15 protein-coding genes and 1 tRNA gene are annotated in these 15,795 nt (G+C 67.0%); 8 read left to right on the forward strand and 8 right to left on the reverse strand.

Annotated elements, in window-relative coordinates; translation table 11 throughout:
- Positions 1–92 precede the first annotated feature (92 nt).
- Genes IEZ15_RS12930 through IEZ15_RS12955 form a run of 6 tightly spaced genes read left to right on the forward strand, consistent with a single transcriptional unit; the run spans position 93 to position 4,609 of the window.
- Entirely contained in the window at positions 93–860 is a 768-nt protein-coding gene (locus tag IEZ15_RS12930; RefSeq protein ID WP_189276643.1) for a DUF881 domain-containing protein, read from the forward strand.
- Positions 861–886: 26 nt separating this feature from the next.
- Positions 887–1,582 (forward strand): class E sortase, encoded by a 696-nt coding sequence (locus tag IEZ15_RS12935; protein WP_189276646.1) that lies wholly within the window; start codon positions 887–889, stop codon positions 1,580–1,582.
- A 56-nt stretch (positions 1,583–1,638) separates the two neighbouring features.
- Positions 1,639–1,821 carry a hypothetical protein gene (locus IEZ15_RS12940; RefSeq protein ID WP_093895029.1) on the forward strand — a complete coding sequence of 61 codons (183 nt, stop codon included), beginning with the start codon at positions 1,639–1,641 and terminating at the stop codon, positions 1,819–1,821.
- Entirely contained in the window at positions 1,818–2,456 is a 639-nt protein-coding gene (locus IEZ15_RS12945; RefSeq protein ID WP_093895028.1) for an aminodeoxychorismate/anthranilate synthase component II, read from the forward strand. Before IEZ15_RS12940 ends, IEZ15_RS12945 begins: the two co-directional genes overlap by 4 nt.
- Positions 2,453–3,841, forward strand: a complete 1,389-nt coding sequence (locus tag IEZ15_RS12950) for a class E sortase (RefSeq protein ID WP_189276648.1) — start codon at positions 2,453–2,455, stop codon at positions 3,839–3,841. The genes IEZ15_RS12945 and IEZ15_RS12950 overlap by 4 nt, the downstream gene beginning before the upstream one ends.
- A gap of 27 nt (positions 3,842–3,868) precedes the next feature.
- Complete coding sequence (locus tag IEZ15_RS12955; RefSeq protein ID WP_189276650.1) at positions 3,869–4,609, forward strand: class E sortase; 741 nt, start codon at positions 3,869–3,871, stop codon at positions 4,607–4,609.
- Between the two features lie 64 nt (positions 4,610–4,673).
- Here IEZ15_RS12955 and IEZ15_RS12960 read toward each other — a convergent pair whose 3' ends face one another.
- The 7 genes from IEZ15_RS12960 to IEZ15_RS12990 all read right to left on the reverse strand — a co-directional run bounded on the left by IEZ15_RS12960 (position 4,674) and on the right by IEZ15_RS12990 (position 14,013).
- A complete protein-coding gene (locus IEZ15_RS12960; protein WP_189276652.1) occupies positions 4,674–5,741 on the reverse strand; it encodes a restriction endonuclease in 1,068 nt (355 codons plus the stop codon).
- A 204-nt stretch (positions 5,742–5,945) separates the two neighbouring features.
- Entirely contained in the window at positions 5,946–7,928 is a 1,983-nt protein-coding gene (pknB, locus tag IEZ15_RS12965; protein WP_189276653.1) for a Stk1 family PASTA domain-containing Ser/Thr kinase, read from the reverse strand.
- 167 nt (positions 7,929–8,095) lie between these two features.
- Positions 8,096–9,553 (reverse strand): penicillin-binding transpeptidase domain-containing protein, encoded by a 1,458-nt coding sequence (locus IEZ15_RS12970; protein WP_189276654.1) that lies wholly within the window; start codon positions 9,551–9,553, stop codon positions 8,096–8,098.
- Positions 9,550–10,950, reverse strand: a complete 1,401-nt coding sequence (locus IEZ15_RS12975) for an FtsW/RodA/SpoVE family cell cycle protein (protein ID WP_189276655.1) — start codon at positions 10,948–10,950, stop codon at positions 9,550–9,552. Before IEZ15_RS12975 ends, IEZ15_RS12970 begins: the two co-directional genes overlap by 4 nt.
- 23 nt (positions 10,951–10,973) lie before the next feature.
- Positions 10,974–12,467, reverse strand: a complete 1,494-nt coding sequence (locus IEZ15_RS12980; protein ID WP_189276656.1) for a Stp1/IreP family PP2C-type Ser/Thr phosphatase — start codon at positions 12,465–12,467, stop codon at positions 10,974–10,976.
- 129 nt (positions 12,468–12,596) lie between these two features.
- The gene (locus IEZ15_RS12985; RefSeq protein WP_093895021.1) at positions 12,597–13,112 is read right to left on the reverse strand and encodes an FHA domain-containing protein FhaB/FipA; all 516 of its coding nucleotides are present in this window, start codon (positions 13,110–13,112) and stop codon (positions 12,597–12,599) included.
- Between the two features lie 10 nt (positions 13,113–13,122).
- Entirely contained in the window at positions 13,123–14,013 is an 891-nt protein-coding gene (locus IEZ15_RS12990; protein WP_114245492.1) for an FHA domain-containing protein, read from the reverse strand.
- 315 nt (positions 14,014–14,328) lie between these two features.
- Between IEZ15_RS12990 and IEZ15_RS12995 the strand changes: the two genes are divergently transcribed.
- Positions 14,329–14,411 (forward strand) — tRNA-Leu (locus IEZ15_RS12995).
- A 227-nt stretch (positions 14,412–14,638) separates the two neighbouring features.
- Here IEZ15_RS12995 and IEZ15_RS13000 read toward each other — a convergent pair.
- Positions 14,639–15,250, reverse strand: coding sequence for an FMN-dependent NADH-azoreductase (locus IEZ15_RS13000; RefSeq protein WP_189276657.1), 612 nt, complete (start codon positions 15,248–15,250; stop codon positions 14,639–14,641).
- Between the two features lie 125 nt (positions 15,251–15,375).
- Here IEZ15_RS13000 and IEZ15_RS13005 point away from each other — a divergent pair, with 125 nt between their 5' ends.
- Positions 15,376–15,720, forward strand: a complete 345-nt coding sequence (locus tag IEZ15_RS13005) for a winged helix-turn-helix transcriptional regulator (RefSeq protein WP_114245490.1) — start codon at positions 15,376–15,378, stop codon at positions 15,718–15,720.
- Positions 15,721–15,795: the final 75 nt, after the last annotated feature.

The following is a 15,795-nucleotide window of genomic DNA, read 5'->3' on the forward strand; positions in this document are numbered from 1 at the left end:
CTGGCGCCGGGCAGGGCGCGAGGGGGAATGCTGTCTCCCCCAGGCGTCCGTTAGCGTAGTGCTTCCGCGGCTCCGAAGGAGATAAGGGTACGTTGAGCAATTCTGCCGACTCCCCCCAAGGACCGGTCCGGCGCACCCTCCGGCACCCGGTCAGGGTGCTCACCGCTGCAGTCTTCGCCCTCGCCGGACTGATCTTCGTCACCAGCGCCAACACGGCCAAGGGCACCAATATCCGCACCGACTCCTCGCTGCTGAAGCTCTCCGACCTCATCCAGCAGCGCAGCGGCAAGAACGCCCAGCTGGACGAGACCAACGCATCCGTGCGCGAGGACATCGACACCCTCGTCCGGCGCGATGACGGCAGCACCAAGGCGGAGGACGCCCGGCTCAAGGAGCTGGAGCGGGCCGCGGGCACCACAAAGCTCACCGGCCGGTCCGTGGCTGTCACGCTCGACGACGCCCCGCCCAACGCCACCGCCAACCCCGGCTACCCCGACCCGCAACCCAATGACCTGGTCATTCACCAGCAGGACCTGCAGGCGGTCGTCAACGCCCTCTGGCAGGGCGGCGCACAGGGCATCCAGGTCATGGACCAGCGGCTGATCTCCACCAGCGCCGTGCGCTGCGTCGGCAACACCCTGATCCTCCAGGGCCGGGTCTACTCCCCGCCGTACAAGATCACCGCAGTCGGTGACCCGGCCGAGCTCAAGCAGGCTCTCGACAACTCCCCGGCAATCAGCAACTACCTGCTGTATGTGAAGGCGTACGGACTCGGCTGGAAAGTCGACGAGCACAAGGCGGTGACTCTTCCCGGCTACTCGGGCACAGTGGATCTCCACTATGCGCAGCCGGTGAAGTAGCGAGCAGCTGTGGGGAGGCCGACGAGGTGTCGGTGCGACTGATCGTGAGGATGTTCAGCGAACTCTGCATCACCGTCGGCGCCCTGATCGTGCTCTTTGTGGTGTACGTGCTGTTCTGGACCGGAGTGAAGGCCGCCGACGCGACCGAGGGACAGATCGACACCCTGCGCGACCGGTGGGCGCAGGGAACGGTGTCCGCACCCGTGCCGCACACATCCCCGACGGCTGCGCCCCCCGCCCCCGAGGCGTACCGGGACGGCAAGCCGTTCGCGATGCTGTACATACCCCGCTTCGGGAAGGGCTGGGAGTGGCCTGTCCTGGAGAACACCGAGGTCAGGACCTTACAGAAGGGGCTCGGCCACTACGCCGGGACCGCCCGCCTCGGCGCGAGGGGTAATTTCGCGGTGGCCGGGCACCGTCGCACATACGGGGACCCGTTCAAGGACTTCCCGAAGCTGCGCCCGGGAGACGCGTTGGTGCTGACGGACGGAGCGACGTGGTTCACGTACCGCATCGACAAGAAGCCCTACCGGACGGTACCGAGCGACATCGGGGTCATCGACCCCGTCCCCCGCAAGTCCGGCTTCGACGGGCCGGGCCGTTATCTGACGCTGACCACCTGCGATCCCGAATGGGGCAGCAGTCACCGGCTGATCGCCTGGGCGCACCTCGATGCGACCCAGCCTGTGACCGACGGCAAGCCGGCGGCTTTTCACAGCTGACCCACGCTCCTGCCCCGGCCCTTTAGTCTGGTCCCGTACCGAATGGAGGGGACAGCATGTACGGCTGGATCTGGCGGCATCTGCCGGGCAACGCATGGGTGCGTGCGCTCATCTCGCTCGTGCTGGCGCTGGCTGTCGTCTACGCGCTTTTCCAGTACGTCTTCCCGTGGGCGGAGCCGCTGCTTCCGTTCGGTGACGTGACGGTCGACGGCTCGACCGGATCGGGGGCCGGCCAGTGAGTGCCCGCATCCTTGTCGTGGACAACTACGACAGCTTTGTCTTCAACCTCGTCCAGTACCTCTACCAGCTCGGCGCCGAGTGCGAAGTGCTGCGCAACGACGAGGTGACCACGGCACACGCCCAGGACGGCTTCGACGGCGTGCTGCTGTCGCCCGGCCCCGGCACCCCGGAGCAGGCAGGTGTCTGCGTCGAGATGGTGCGCCACTGCGCGGCCACGGGTGTTCCGGTCTTCGGGGTCTGCCTCGGGATGCAGTCGATGGCGGTGGCGTACGGCGGTGTGGTGGACCGGGCCCCGGAGCTGCTGCACGGCAAGACCTCGCTGGTGACCCATGAGGGCACCGGGGTCTTCACCGGTCTGCCGTCCCCCTTCACCGCGACCCGCTACCACTCGCTCGCCGCCGAACCCGACACGGTTCCGCCGGAGCTGGAGGTGACCGCGCGCACCGCCGACGGCATCATCATGGGGCTGCGCCACCGCGAACTGGCGGTGGAAGGCGTGCAGTTCCACCCGGAGTCGGTGCTGACCGAGCACGGCCATCTGATGCTGGCCAACTGGCTGGCACAGTGCGGTGACACAGGAGCTGTCGCGAGGTCGGCGGGGCTAGCGCCGGTGGTGGGCAAGGCCGTCGCGTGACCGCACTCCGCCCCGAACACGACGCCGGACAGGACGGCCCGTACGAGCCAGAAGCGTACGAGGCCGAAGGCGCGTTCGAGGCGGCGGTCGACCAGCTGGCGGATCCGCTGAACGATCCGCTGCCGGGGCAGCATGCCTCGCCGTGGTTCCGGGCGGACAACGTCCCGTCCGAGGAGCCGGGGGCGCGGCAGGAGCAGAAGCCGGGGCGGGGGCTGCACCGGGCGCCGGACCAGCCGCCGCAGATGCAGGCACAGCCGCCACAAGGGGCGCAGAAGCCCGAGGAGACTCCGCGGGAGTGGTACGACCCCGAGGGGTTCGAACGGGACTGGTACGGGCAGCAGACGCCCGCGCCGACGCCCGCGCCGACGCACCGGGAGCAACCCGTCGCCCGTCCCTTCCCGCTCGACGACGAGACGGTCGGTCTGCGGACGGCGGACACCCGGCGTCTGGTCGACCGGGCGATGACGACCCGGCAGCCGAATTCCGGGCCGGAGCCGGAACTGGGGTCGGCAAGCGATGCGGAGAGCTTCGCGGAACCGGGCACGGGGCCCGAGACGGCCGATCCGGAACCACGTACCGGAGGCCGCGCCGAGCGTCGGCGCGCTGCCAAGGGGCGCGGCCGCCGACGTACCGAACCGCAGCCGGAGACAACGACGCCGGCCGCGAAGCCGATGTCACGCGTCGAGGCACGGCGTGCGGCGCGTGCGGCCAAGGACAGCCCGGCCGTTGTCGCCAGCCGGGTCGTCGGGGAGCTGTTCATCACCCTCGGCGTGCTGATGCTGCTGTTCGTCACGTACCAGCTGTGGTGGACGAATGTGCGTGCCAACCAGTACGCCGGCAAGGAGACGCACAAGATCCAGGACGACTGGGCGAAGGGCGACCGCAATCCCGGTGTGTTCGAAGCGGGGCAGGGATTCGCCATCATCCACATCCCCAAACTGGATGTCGTCGCTCCGATCGCCGAGGGCATCAGCAAGGAGAAGGTCCTCGACCGGGGCATGGTCGGCCACTACGACGAGGGCGCGCTCCGCACCGCGATGCCGTCGGCCAAGAAGGGCAACTTCGCGCTGGCGGGCCACCGCAACACGCACGGCGAACCGTTCCGCTACATCAACCGGCTGCGCCCCGGTGACCTGATCGTGGTCGAGACGCAGGATGCGTACTACACATACGAGGCGACGAAGACCCTTCCGCAGACATCGCCGTCCAATGTCTCGGTGATCGGCCCGGTGCCGCCCGGTTCGGGGTTCACCGGGCCGGGCCGGTACATCACTCTGACGACCTGTACGCCGGAATTCACGAGTACGTACCGTTTGATCGTCTGGGGCAAGATGGTCGACGAACGACCGCGCAGCAAAGGGAAACCCGACGCGCTCGTCGGCTGAGACATCATCACGACAGGGACGGGTGCGGTGACAGCGAGGACCGAGCACGAAGAGCGAACCGGTGAGTCCGCGGCTCCGCCGCGGCGCAGCGGCCGCCATCCCGTCGCGACCGCGGTCAGTGTTTTCGGCGAACTGCTGATCACCGCAGGCCTGGTGCTGGGGCTCTTCGTCGTCTACTCCCTCTGGTGGACAAATGTGCTCGCCGATCGCGAGGCCACCAAACAGGGCCACACCGTCCGCGACCGCTGGGCGGGCGGACCGGGCGCGCTGGACACCAAGGACGGCATCGGCTTCCTGCACGTCCCGTCGATGAAGAACGGCGAGGTGCTGGTCAAGAAAGGCACCGACACCGAGAACCTCAACGACGGCATCGCGGGCTACTACACGGACCCGGTGAAGTCTGCTCTCCCCTGGGACAAGAAGGGCAACTTCACCCTGGCGGCACACCGCGACGGGCACGGTGCCAAGTTCCACAACATCGACAAGGTGAAGAAGGGTGACGCGGTCGTCTTCGAGACCAAGGACACCTGGTACGTCTACAAGGTCTTCAAGGAGCTTCCCGAGACGTCGAAGTACAACGTCGATGTGCTGCAGGCGGTGCCGAAGGGATCGGGAGCGAAGAAGCCCGGACGCTACATCACGTTGACGACCTGCACGCCCGTCTACACGTCGAAGTACCGCTACATCGTGTGGGGCGAGCTGGTGCGTACGGAGAAGGTGGACAAGGACCGTACGAAGCCGGCGGAGCTGCGGTCACCGGTACGCTGAGCCGGGCCCGAAGTCGCAACCATTCTTTGCGACTTCGGGCCTTCTGCCGTCCTGGTCTACTTGCTTACTTGAGTACCTGCAGCTTCGCGCCTGCGCTCCAGGCCTCCAGCAGGCCGCGGTGAACGGCGGTGACGCCGACCTGCATCGCGATATCGAGCGACTCGCGGGAGAACGGACAGGTCGCCACGTACACGGCAACGTCCGCCCGGTGCAGCGTCTTTGTGCCGACGAACTTCTGCATCTCGCCGCTCCACACCGAGCGGTACGGGGCGAAGTTCTTGCACTGGACGACCACCCGCCGCCCGTTGGCGGTGTACGCAGTGACGTCGGCCCCGCGGTCGCCGCTACCACCGTGGATCTCGACGTCGATGCAGCCGTCCCGGCGCAGCAGCCCTGCGATGTGCTGCTCGAACTCCCGCCAGTTCATGGCGTCGATGGAGGCCATGACCCCGGTGAGGGGGCGCTGTTCCTGCGCGCGCTGAAGGCGGCGCAGCTGGATGTCGTGGCGGACGAGCCTCCGCTCGATCTGCTGGACGTTCTCGCGGAGGCTGATGAGTTCTCGCTGCTGCTCGCCGGAGGTCTCGATGAGGGCGTTGAGTATAGGGACGACGGTGGCGCCGAGGAGGCGGGTGAAGCTCTTCTCGCTGAGTCGCGTGATGTGGGCGTCGAGGGATTCGACGTCGCTGTCACGCCGAGGGGTATCCGTGATCACCGGATGCACCCGGGAGGTGTGTTCGACGTCGAGCAGATATGTACGGACACGGCGCGCGATCTCGCTGTCTCGGAGCAGCATGGCGACGTTGAGGACGGTCCGCTGCGGCCAGACGGCCATGCTCGAACGGGGCTGTGGATAACTCTCCGGATAGGAACTCAGGGTGAGTTCCTTAAATTTCTGCAGCTCAGCGCCCCGGATCACCCTGAGGCCATTCGATTCGAGCTCTTCTCGATGACGGCTGAGGAGGTTGTTGATGACGGTTTCCGCCACCTCGAAGTAGGCGGCGACCATGGCGGTGGTCACGTGCATGCCGTCCGGCAGCAAGGACAGCGTCTTGACTCGGTCGAGTGCCTCCGTCCGCTCGGTGAAGCTCTGACGCAGCGCCTGTGATTCCACCAGAGCGACTTCGTTGATCACGCTCTTGACCCTTCGCGTATCCAGCGATGCGGACGGAGTCCGATGCCCCGCCTCACCCGGTCAACGAATCGGCACATATGAAGACACGATCGAGTTACGGCTGCATGTGCGGTATGTCAGAGCAGAGGGCATCGCTGCGGACACCGCAAAGGGCCCCGGTCACCGTTGCGGTGACTGGGGCCCGATGGCAGTCGCGATTCGGGGTCAGTGCCGACGTGAGCCGGACGGGCCGCCGAAGATGTTGCCGTCTCCACCGCCCGGCATGGTCTGGACGTTGACCGCGCTGTTCTTGTCGACCTGCTGGCCCACATTGGGCTGGTAGGTGACAACGATCGCGTTGTCGTCATTCGGTCCCTGCACCTGGCCGATCTGCAGACCCACCTGGGCCAGCAGGGCCTTCGCCTCCCCGAGGGTCTTGCCCTGAAGGTCGGGAACCGTTGCCTTCTCCGGCTGCGGCGGACCCTTCGAGACCTTCAGGACGATCGGGGCGTTCTTGGCCTGCTTGCCGACTCCGGGGGACTGCTCAACCACGGTGTCCACCGGCTGGGGCGAGTCGACGTCGACACGCGAGATGGTTGTGAACCCGATGCCCCTGAGCTGGGCCTCTGCATCCTGGTACGTACGGGTGCGAACGTCGGGGAGGTCCAGCAGGGCCTGCTTGGCAACCGTGATCGTGACCTCGGAGTTCTTCTCGGCCTTCGTGCCGCCGTCGGGGTCCTGCTTGATGACCGTATTCGCGGTCTTCTCGGACTCGACCGTGGTGACGTTCACCGTGAAGCCCTTGGCCTCAAGCTCCTTGCGGGCGGTCTCCTCTGTCTTCTCCACGACGCTCGGGACCTCGACCTTCGGCGCGCCGGTGGAGACGACGACCGTGACGGTGTCCTTCTCCGCCATCGTGCCATCGGCGTCCGGGGTCTGGCTGCAGATCTTGCCCTTGGGCTGTTCCTCGCAGGGTTCGCGCGAGCCGACCTTGAGAATGACGTCGGAGGTTTCCGCGAGTTTCTGTGCTTCCTTCACGGTCGAGCCGACCATGTTCGGCACATCGACCTTGCCGCTGTTGCCGTTGTCGTTGCTGAATACCGACCGGCCGATCAGGATCGCGCCGATGAGCACCAGGATGCCCGCGACGATCAGCAGGATCGTCGAGGTGTTGCTCTTCTTCTGGCGGCGACGGTCCGGGCGGTCGTCGTAGCCGTAGCCGCCGTCGTCCGGGTTGACCGGGGGCAGCATGGACGTGGGCGCGCCGTTCTGGTCCGCGGCGCGCAGCGCGGTGGTGGGCTGGTCGTTGCCGTAACCGTCGTAGCCGCCGTAACCCGGCACACCCATCGCCGCGGTGGCGGCGACCGGTCGGCCGTCGAGGCAGGCCTCGATGTCGGCGCGCATCTCGTCGGCCGACTGGTAGCGGTAGTCGGGGTCCTTGACCAGGGCCTTCAACACGATCGCGTCCATCTCGGGCGTGATCTCGGGGTCGAAGTTGCTGGGCTTCTGCGGCTCTTCCCGTACGTGCTGGTAGGCAACCGCGACGGGTGAGTCCCCAATGAACGGCGGCCGGACCGTCAGCAGCTCGTAGAGCAGGCAACCGGTCGAGTACAGGTCGGAGCGCGCGTCGACCTGCTCGCCCTTGGCCTGTTCCGGGGAGAGGTACTGGGCGGTGCCGATGACGGCCGCGGTCTGGGTCATCGTCATACCGGAGTCGCCCATGGCGCGGGCGATACCGAAGTCCATGACCTTGACCTGGCCGGTGCGCGTCAGCATGACGTTCGCCGGTTTGATGTCGCGGTGGACGATGCCTGCGCGGTGCGAGTACTCCAGCGCCTGGAGGATGCCGACGGTCATCTCGAGGGTGCGCTCGGGCAGCAGCTTGCGGCCGGAGTGCAGAAGTTCCCTGAGCGTCGACCCGTCGACGTACTCCATCACGATGTACGGGATGGAGACCCCGTCGACGTAATCCTCACCGGTGTCGTAGACAGCGACGATCGCCGGGTGATTGAGCGAGGCGGCGGACTGGGCCTCACGGCGGAACCGGGCCTGGAAGGACGGGTCGCGGGCCAGATCGGCCCGCAGCGTCTTCACAGCTACGGTGCGGCCGAGCCGGGTGTCGTGTGCGAGGTAGACCTCGGCCATGCCACCACGGCCGAGCACCGAGCCCAGCTCGTACCGGCCGCCGAGGCGACGCGGCTCTTCCATAACTGTTCCAGCCCTCTCCGTCAGTCCCGACCGCACCGGTGTGCGGTCCGGCGGTGTGCTGCTCGCGCATACGCTACCGGCCGCGCACTACCTGATCGGCCCGGAGTCCGGACCTGATATCTGACCGGTATCCCAATGTGCAGGTATGGCACCCGATGTGACAGGCATCACTTCTTGCTGTCGATGACCGCCTTCATTACAGCCTGTGCGATCGGGGCGGCCAGACCGCCACCGGAGATGTCGTCGCGGTTGGCCTGGCCGTCCTCGACGACCACGGCGACGGCGACCGGGGAGCCGCTGTCGGTCTTGGCGTACGAGATGAACCAGGCGTACGGCTTCTCGCTGTTGTTGAGACCGTGCTGGGCCGTACCGGTCTTGCCGCCGATGGTGACGCCGGGGATCTTGGCCCGCTGCCCCGTGCCGTTCTTGACGACGGTCTCCATCATCTGCTGGAGTTTCTGGGCGTTCTCACCCGAAAGGGGCTGGCTGAGCTGCTCCTTCTCGTGGGTGTAGATCACGTCCAGGTTGGGGGCCTTGCGCTCGGCGACCATGTACGGCTGCATCAGCTTGCCGTCGTTGGCGACCGCGGCGGCGACCATCGCCATCTGCAGCGGGGTGGCGCGGTTGGATGCCTGGCCGATGCCGGCCATGGCGTTCTGCGGGCGGTTGTCCTTGGGGTAGACGCTGGCGTCGGCCCGTACCGGAGTGAAGATCTCCTTGTTGAAGCCGAACTTGTTGGCCTGGTCGATCATCTTCTGGTTGCCGAGGTCATCGCTGATCTTGCCGAAGACGGTGTTGCAGGACACCCGCAGCGCCTCCCGGAGCGAGGCGTTCTCGCACGGGATGTTGCCCTCGTTCTCCAGGTTGCCGGTGGTCAGCGGGAGCCGGTAGGGCAGCGGCGACTTGGTGGGCTCGTCGATGCCGGTGTACAGCCCGTTCTCCAGCGCAGCCGCGGCGGTGACGACCTTGAAGGTCGAGCCCGGAGGGTAGGTCTCGCGCAATGCCCGGTTGAGCATCGGCTTGTCCTTGTCCTTCAGGAGCTGCTGCCGAGCATCCGCGTCCTTGAGGGAATTGCCCGCGAAGACCGAGGGGTCGTACGAGGGGGTGCTGACGAGGGCCAGGATGGCGCCGGTCTGCGGGTCGATCGCGGCTACTGCACCCTTCTTGTCACCAAGCCCTTTGAAGGCGGCCTTCTGGGCGGCGCCGTTGAGGGTCGTGACGATGTTGCCGCCGGTCTTCTTTTCGCCGGTGAAGAGAGACAGCGTGCGGTTGAAGAACAACTGATCGCTGTTGCCGGTGAGGATTCCGTCCTCGATGCTCTCCAACTGCGATGCGTCGAACGCCTGCGAGGAGTAGCCGGTCACGGGGGCCCACATGGGGCCGTTCTTCCAGACCCTCTTGTACTTGAAGTCGCTGCCCTTGGTCTCGACGGACCCGGTGACGGGCTCTCCGTCGACGATGATGTTGCCGCGCTCGTGTGCGTACCGTTCGATCTGGACGCGGCGGTTGTGCTCATTCGCATTCAGTTCGTCGGCACGTACGTACTGAAGCCAGTTGACCCGGACCAGGAGAGCGAGGACGAGCAGCCCGCAGAAGATCGCGATCCTGCGAAGGGGCTTGTTCACGGTCGGACCACCTGGGTCATCTCGGCATCGGGTGATGGGGCTGGGGCCGGCGCGGGGCGGCGCGCGGTGTCGCTGATACGGAGCAGGATGCCGATCAGGGCCCAGTTGGCGATCACTGACGATCCGCCCGCCGCGACGAACGGCATGGTCATACCGGTCAGCGGAATGAGTCCCATGACACCGCCGGCAACGACGAAGACCTGAATGGCGAAGGAGCTGGAGAGCCCGATCGCGAGAAGCTTGCCGAAGGGGTCGCGGGCAGCGAGCGCGGTACGGACACCGCGCTCGACGATCAGACCGTAGACGAGAAGGATGGCCATCATCCCGGCGAGGCCGAGCTCCTCGCCGACGGTGGCGAGGATGAAGTCGGAGTTGGCGGCGAAGCCGATCAGGTCGGAATTGCCCTGGCCGAGCCCGGTGCCGAGGGTGCCGCCGGAGCCGAAGGCCATCAGGGACTTGGCCATCTGCTCGCTGGCGGCTTCCTTGCCCCAGCCCGCGAAGGGGTCGAGCCAGGCAGTGACGCGCTGCTGGACGTGCGGTTCGAACGAGGCGACACCGACGGCGCCGACCGCGGACATCAGCAGACCGAAGACGATCCAGCTGGTGCGCTCGGTGGCCACATACAGCATGACGACGAACATGCCGAAGAACAGAAGGGAAGAGCCCAGATCCGTCTCGAAGACCAGGATCAGGATCGAGAAGGCCCAGACCATGAGGATGGGCCCGAGGTCACGGCCCCGCGGCAGGTACAGCCCCATGAAGCGACGGCTGGCCAGAGCGAGTGCGTCGCGCTTGACCATCAGATAGCCCGCGAAGAAGACCGTGATGATGATCTTGGCGAATTCACCGGGCTGGATGGTGCCTACACCCGGGATCCGGATCCAGATCTTGGCGCCGTTCACGGCGGGGAAGAACACCGGAAGGATCAGCAGGAACAGCGCGACGACCATGGAGATGTAGGTGTAGCGCTGCAGGATGCGGTGGTCCTTGAGGGCCACCAGTACGACGACGAGCAGCCCGACGCCGACAGCGGAGAACATCAGCTGTTTGGACGCAGCGGGTGCGAAGGTCTTCAGCGCCTGGAATCTTTCCGACTGGTCCAGGCGCCAGATGATCGCCAGCCCCAGGCCGTTGAGCAAGGTGGCCAGCGGCAGCAGAAGCGGGTCCGCGTAGGGGGCAAATCTGCGGACCGCGAGATGTGCGACGCCTGCGAGCAGCGCGAGCCCGAGTCCGTATCCGAGCATGCCGGAGGGCAGTTCGCCACTGAGGGCGAGGCCCACGTTGGCGTAAGCGAACACCGAGATGAAGACGGCGAAGAGAAGCAGAAACAGTTCGGTGTTGCGGCGGCTCGGTGCGTCGATCGCGCCGATCGTGGTCGTGTTGGTGACAACGCTCATGGTGCTGAAGGCCCCCTACGGCTTTACTGCTTACCGCACTGCGGGACCAGCTTTTTCTCTTCCTCCGAGAGGCTGGGACCAGGAGTGGGAGTTGCGGTCGGCTTGGTCTTGGTGGCGCCGGAAGCGACGGATGTCTTGTTGACGTCCGAGCCCGTACCACCGGCTTGGCCCTCGTCGGAGCGGGCTTTCTCGGCCGCGCGTCGCTGGGCGTCCTTCTCGCAGGCGGATGCCTGGACAGCGAGTTCGCCGATCTTCTCGCGTGCGGCGGTGAGGTTGCCCTCGGCGATGGTCGCCTCGACCTGCTTGCGCTGGTAGGGCGGCAGGTACTTGAGTTCGATCTCGGGGTGGTCCTTCTCGACCTTCGAGAGCGAGACCCAGGCCAGGTCCTGGCTGATGCCACGGAACAGCGCTACATGTTCGTTCTTCGCGCCGACATAGAACTGGTTCTGGGTCCAGCGGTAGCCGCCGTAGAGACCGCCGCCGATGACAGCGAGCGCGAGCACGACGTAGAAGGATCTCTTGAGCCACTTGCGGCCGCCGCCGGGCTTGATGAAGTCGTCGTCGGTGTACGCGTCGAAGGAGCCGTCCGGCATTCCGCCGTAGCCGACGTCGTCACCGCTTCCGGGCGGACCGAAGCCGCCTGCCGGCGGCTGGACGGGACGGCCGAGGCCGGCCGCTCGTCCGGCGGGGGTCTGCATGGCGCCGCCATCGTTCAGCTGGGCGGCCTGGTTCTCGGCGACCGCGCCGACGATGACCGGGGTGTCGTTGAGCTGCCCGGCCAGGGTGTCATTGCTGTCGACGTCGAGGACGTCGGCGACGATGCAGGTGATGTTGTCCGGGCCGCCGCCGCGCAGGGCGAGCTGGATCAGTTCCTGGATGGTCTCCTGGGGGCCCTGGTAACTGGCGAGGGTCTCTTCCATCGTCTGGTGGGAGACGACGCCGGACAGCCCGTCGGAGCAGATCAGATAGCGGTCGCCGACCCGGACCTCACGAATGGAGAGATCGGGTTCGACGTGGTCGCCACTGCCCAGGGCACGCATCAGAAGAGCGCGCTGCGGGTGGGTGGTGGCCTCTTCCTCGGTGATCCGGCCCTCGTCGACCAGCCGCTGCACCCAGGTGTGGTCCTGGGTGATCTGGGTGAGCACGCCGTCGCGCAGCAGGTACGCGCGGGAGTCGCCGACGTGGACGAGGCCGAGGCGCTGGCCGGTCCAGAGCAGGGCGGTGAGCGTGGTGCCCATGCCCTCCAGCTGGGGGTCCTCCTCGACCATCATGCGCAGTTGGTCGTTGGCCCGCTGGACCGCCGTGCCGAGCGAGGTGAGGATGTCCGAGCCCGGGACGTCGTCGTCGAGCTGGACGAGCGTGGAGATCACCTCGGAGCTGGCGACCTCGCCGGCTGCCTGGCCGCCCATGCCGTCGGCGATGGCGAGAAGGCGCGGACCGGCGTAGCCGGAGTCCTCGTTGCCTTCCCGGATCATGCCCTTGTGCGATCCGGCGGCGAAGCGCAGGGAAAGACTCATGCGCACCTCTCCCGTCGGCTCGGGGTACAGCCGGTCTCGAGCCACACTGCCCACCCTCCGGTCGGGAGCCGGGCCGGGTCCGTTGCCCGGACCGCCGCGGCTTGCTCGCTCCGCTCGCTCATTGTCGTACTACTTCCGCAGCTCGATGACGGTCTTGCCGATCCGGATCGGCGCGCCCAGCGGAACAGGTGTCGGGGTGGTGAGTCGGGTCCGGTCGAGATACGTGCCGTTGGTGGACCCGAGATCCTCGACGATCCACTGGCCGTCACGGTCGGGGTAGATCCTGGCATGCCTGCTGGACGCGTAGTCGTCGTCCAGGACGATCGTTGAGTCGTGGGCACGGCCCAGCGTGATGGTCTGCCCCTGGAGCGCCACCGTGGTGCCGGTGAGTGTGCCCTCGGAGACGACCAGCTTTGTGGGTGCCCCCCGGCGCTGACGGCCGGGCTGTTGACGTTGCTGCGGCGGTGCCGCGGCATTCTGGCGTGCCTGTGGCGGCCGCGCGTCGGTCGCAGTGCGGCGTGAGCCGCGCTGCGTGACGCGCGTTCCGAACAGGTCGCTGCGGATGACCTGGACGGCCACGATCACGAACAGCCACAGAACAGCCAGGAAACCTAGCCGCATGACCGTCAGGGTCAGCTCTGACATTGCCCCCGCTTCACCCTTCGGCTTGCCGGTAAACGATGGTGGTGCTGCCCACGACGATCCGCGAGCCGTCGCGGAGCGTAGCGCGGGTTGTGTGCTGCCCGTCTACCACGATGCCGTTGGTAGACCCGAGATCCTGGATCGTCGAGGGCGTTCCGGTCCGGATCTCACAGTGCCGGCGCGATACGCCGGGGTCGTCGATCCGCACGTCGGCGTCGGTGCTGCGTCCCAGCACCAGCGTCGGGCGGGAGATCTGATGGCGGGTGCCGTTGATCTCGATCCAGCGCCGCACCTGCGCGTTCGGCAGGGGGCTGGGCCCGGCCGGCGGGTGCCGGTCGGTACTGGGCGCCCCGGGCCTGCCCGTGCCCGGCGGCGGCGCCGCGGGCATGGGCGGGGCGGAGCTGGGCGGGTAGCCGTAACCTCCGGTGGGCTGTGCAGGCCGCCCCGGGCCCGGGTGGGGGGGCTGGCCGTGCTGTCCCGGGTGGCTCTGCTGTCCTTGCCGGCCCTGGGGGTCCTGCTGCTGTGACGAACTCGACGCCAGGGTACGGCTGCGCACCCGGTAGAGCCCGGTGTCGAGGTCGTCGGCCTTCTCCAGATGGACCTTGATGGGGCCCATGAAGGTGTACCGCTGCTGCTTGGCGTAGTCGCGGACCAGGCCGGAGAGTTCGTCGCCCAACTGGCCGGAGTACGGGCTGAGTCGCTCGTAGTCCGGGGTGCTGAGCTCGACGATGAAGTCGTTGGGGACGACGGTCCGCTCACGGTTCCAGATTGTTGCGTTGTTGTCGCACTCGCGCTGGAGGGCTCCCGCGATCTCGACCGGCTGGACCTCGGACTTGAAGACCTTGGCGAAGGTGCCATTGACCAGACCTTCGAGACGCTGCTCGAAACGCTTCATGACTCCCATGGGGCACCTCCTCCGTTGTAGTCGTCCCTGTACTGCTTACTGATCGTATCCACGCGTGGGGAAATCGGCTGGTTCCCCTTGTCTGCCCTGTGGATGAGTGTCACCTCTCACACGGATCGTAGAGGCGGCCTCCTGACAGTGTCCCGCACCCGGGGTGTACTGAGGAGGAGTGGGGGCGGCCGCACGGCGTTCCCGGTTCCCGCCAGGCGTTCGGTGAAACAACGGATGTGAATCCACCCTGTCCAGCGTGCTAATCTTCCGGATGTCGCCAGGCGCTCGCACCAAACGGTGAGAGAGTCCGGAAACATCACTCTTGCGCGAGTGGCGGAACGGCAGACGCGCTGGCTTCAGGTGCCAGTGTCCTTAGGGACGTGGGGGTTCAAATCCCCCCTCGCGCACAAGAGAGAAGCCCCACAGGCCAACGGTCTGTGGGGCTTCTTCGTTCCCGGGTTTGGTTTCACGTGAAACGCCGGATTCGGGGCGTCCTGTGATGGCATGAGGCTTTCAGGGTTTGTGGGCTTAGCGGGGCTTGTGGGGGCGTCGCAGCCCGCGGAGCCTTGACCTCCGCGGGCTGCTGTTCGGGTCCCGGCTCCTGCGGGCCCTGCTCGGCTCTGTGCCGTACGAATCAGGCTGCGAGGCGGGCGGCGAGGGCCTTGGCCTTCTCTGTGGCCGCAGTGAACGCCTGGGTGCGGGAGGCGTCGGCGAGCGGAATGAGCTCGGCCATGGAGGGCTTGGACCGGGCCAGCGTCAGTTCCGGGACGATGAAATCGACCTCGGCGCCGAACATGCTCGTCAGCAGCTTCTCCAGGTAGTTCTGGACAAACTCGGCGTCCTCGCGCGGGGTGCCGGCGGCGTACGAGCCGCCGCGGCTGGCGACGACGGTGATCGGGGTGCCCGTCACGGGGCTGTCCGGGCCCGCGTTGTGGCCGACGATGATCACATGGTCGAGCCAGGCCTTCAGTGTGGACGAAATGCTGAAGTTGTACATCGGGGCGCCGATCAGAACGGCGTCCGCCGCTGTCAGCTCGTCTGCGAGCTCGCGGCGCAGCGGGTCCTCGGCGCCGGCGGCGACGGCTGCGGCGTCCAGGTGGGGCAGCGGGGCGGCGGCGAGATCACGGTAGACAACCTGCCCGTCGGGGTGCTGCTCACGCCAGGCCTGCACGAAGGCGGCACTGACATCGCGCGACGCGGAGCCCTCGGGGAAGACGGCGGAATCGAGGTGCAGAAGTGTGGCCACGGGGGTCTCCACGGATATCTAGGGATGACGGCGGGCGGATGAGCAGGCCTTATTGTTCGTACCTAGTAATAACATAGGTACTTACTATTCGTAAGTCCAGTACGGCGGCGCAGTACCCTGGGCGTATGGCGGAGCACAGCGAGCAGGCGTGTCAGCGCGTCGACGTGGGCATCACCCGCGTCTTCGAGCTGTTCGGCAAGCGTTGGACGGGGCCGATCGTCTCGGTGCTGATGCGGCAGCCGGTGCACTTCGCGGACCTGCGGCGGGCGATTCCGGGCATCAGTGAGCGCATGCTCTCGGACCGGCTTTCCGAGCTGGGTGCGGCCGGGCTGGTTGTCCGCGAGGTCGATGAGGGGCCACCCCTGCGGGTTTCGTACCGCTTGACCCGGGCCGGCGCCGCGATGGAGCCCGCGCTCAAGGAGCTGGCTCACTGGTCGAAGACGTACCTGACCTCCGACGGCCCCTGCTGACGCGTGCCGGATACCGCGGGCGGGTGGGGGTCTGAGGATGCGTCCTGGCCGTCGCGCCGGTTGTAGCGGGCCGGA

Origin of the sequence: Streptomyces atratus, from assembly GCF_014648655.1 — a bacterium.
Classification (GTDB): domain Bacteria; phylum Actinomycetota; class Actinomycetes; order Streptomycetales; family Streptomycetaceae; genus Streptomyces; species Streptomyces atratus.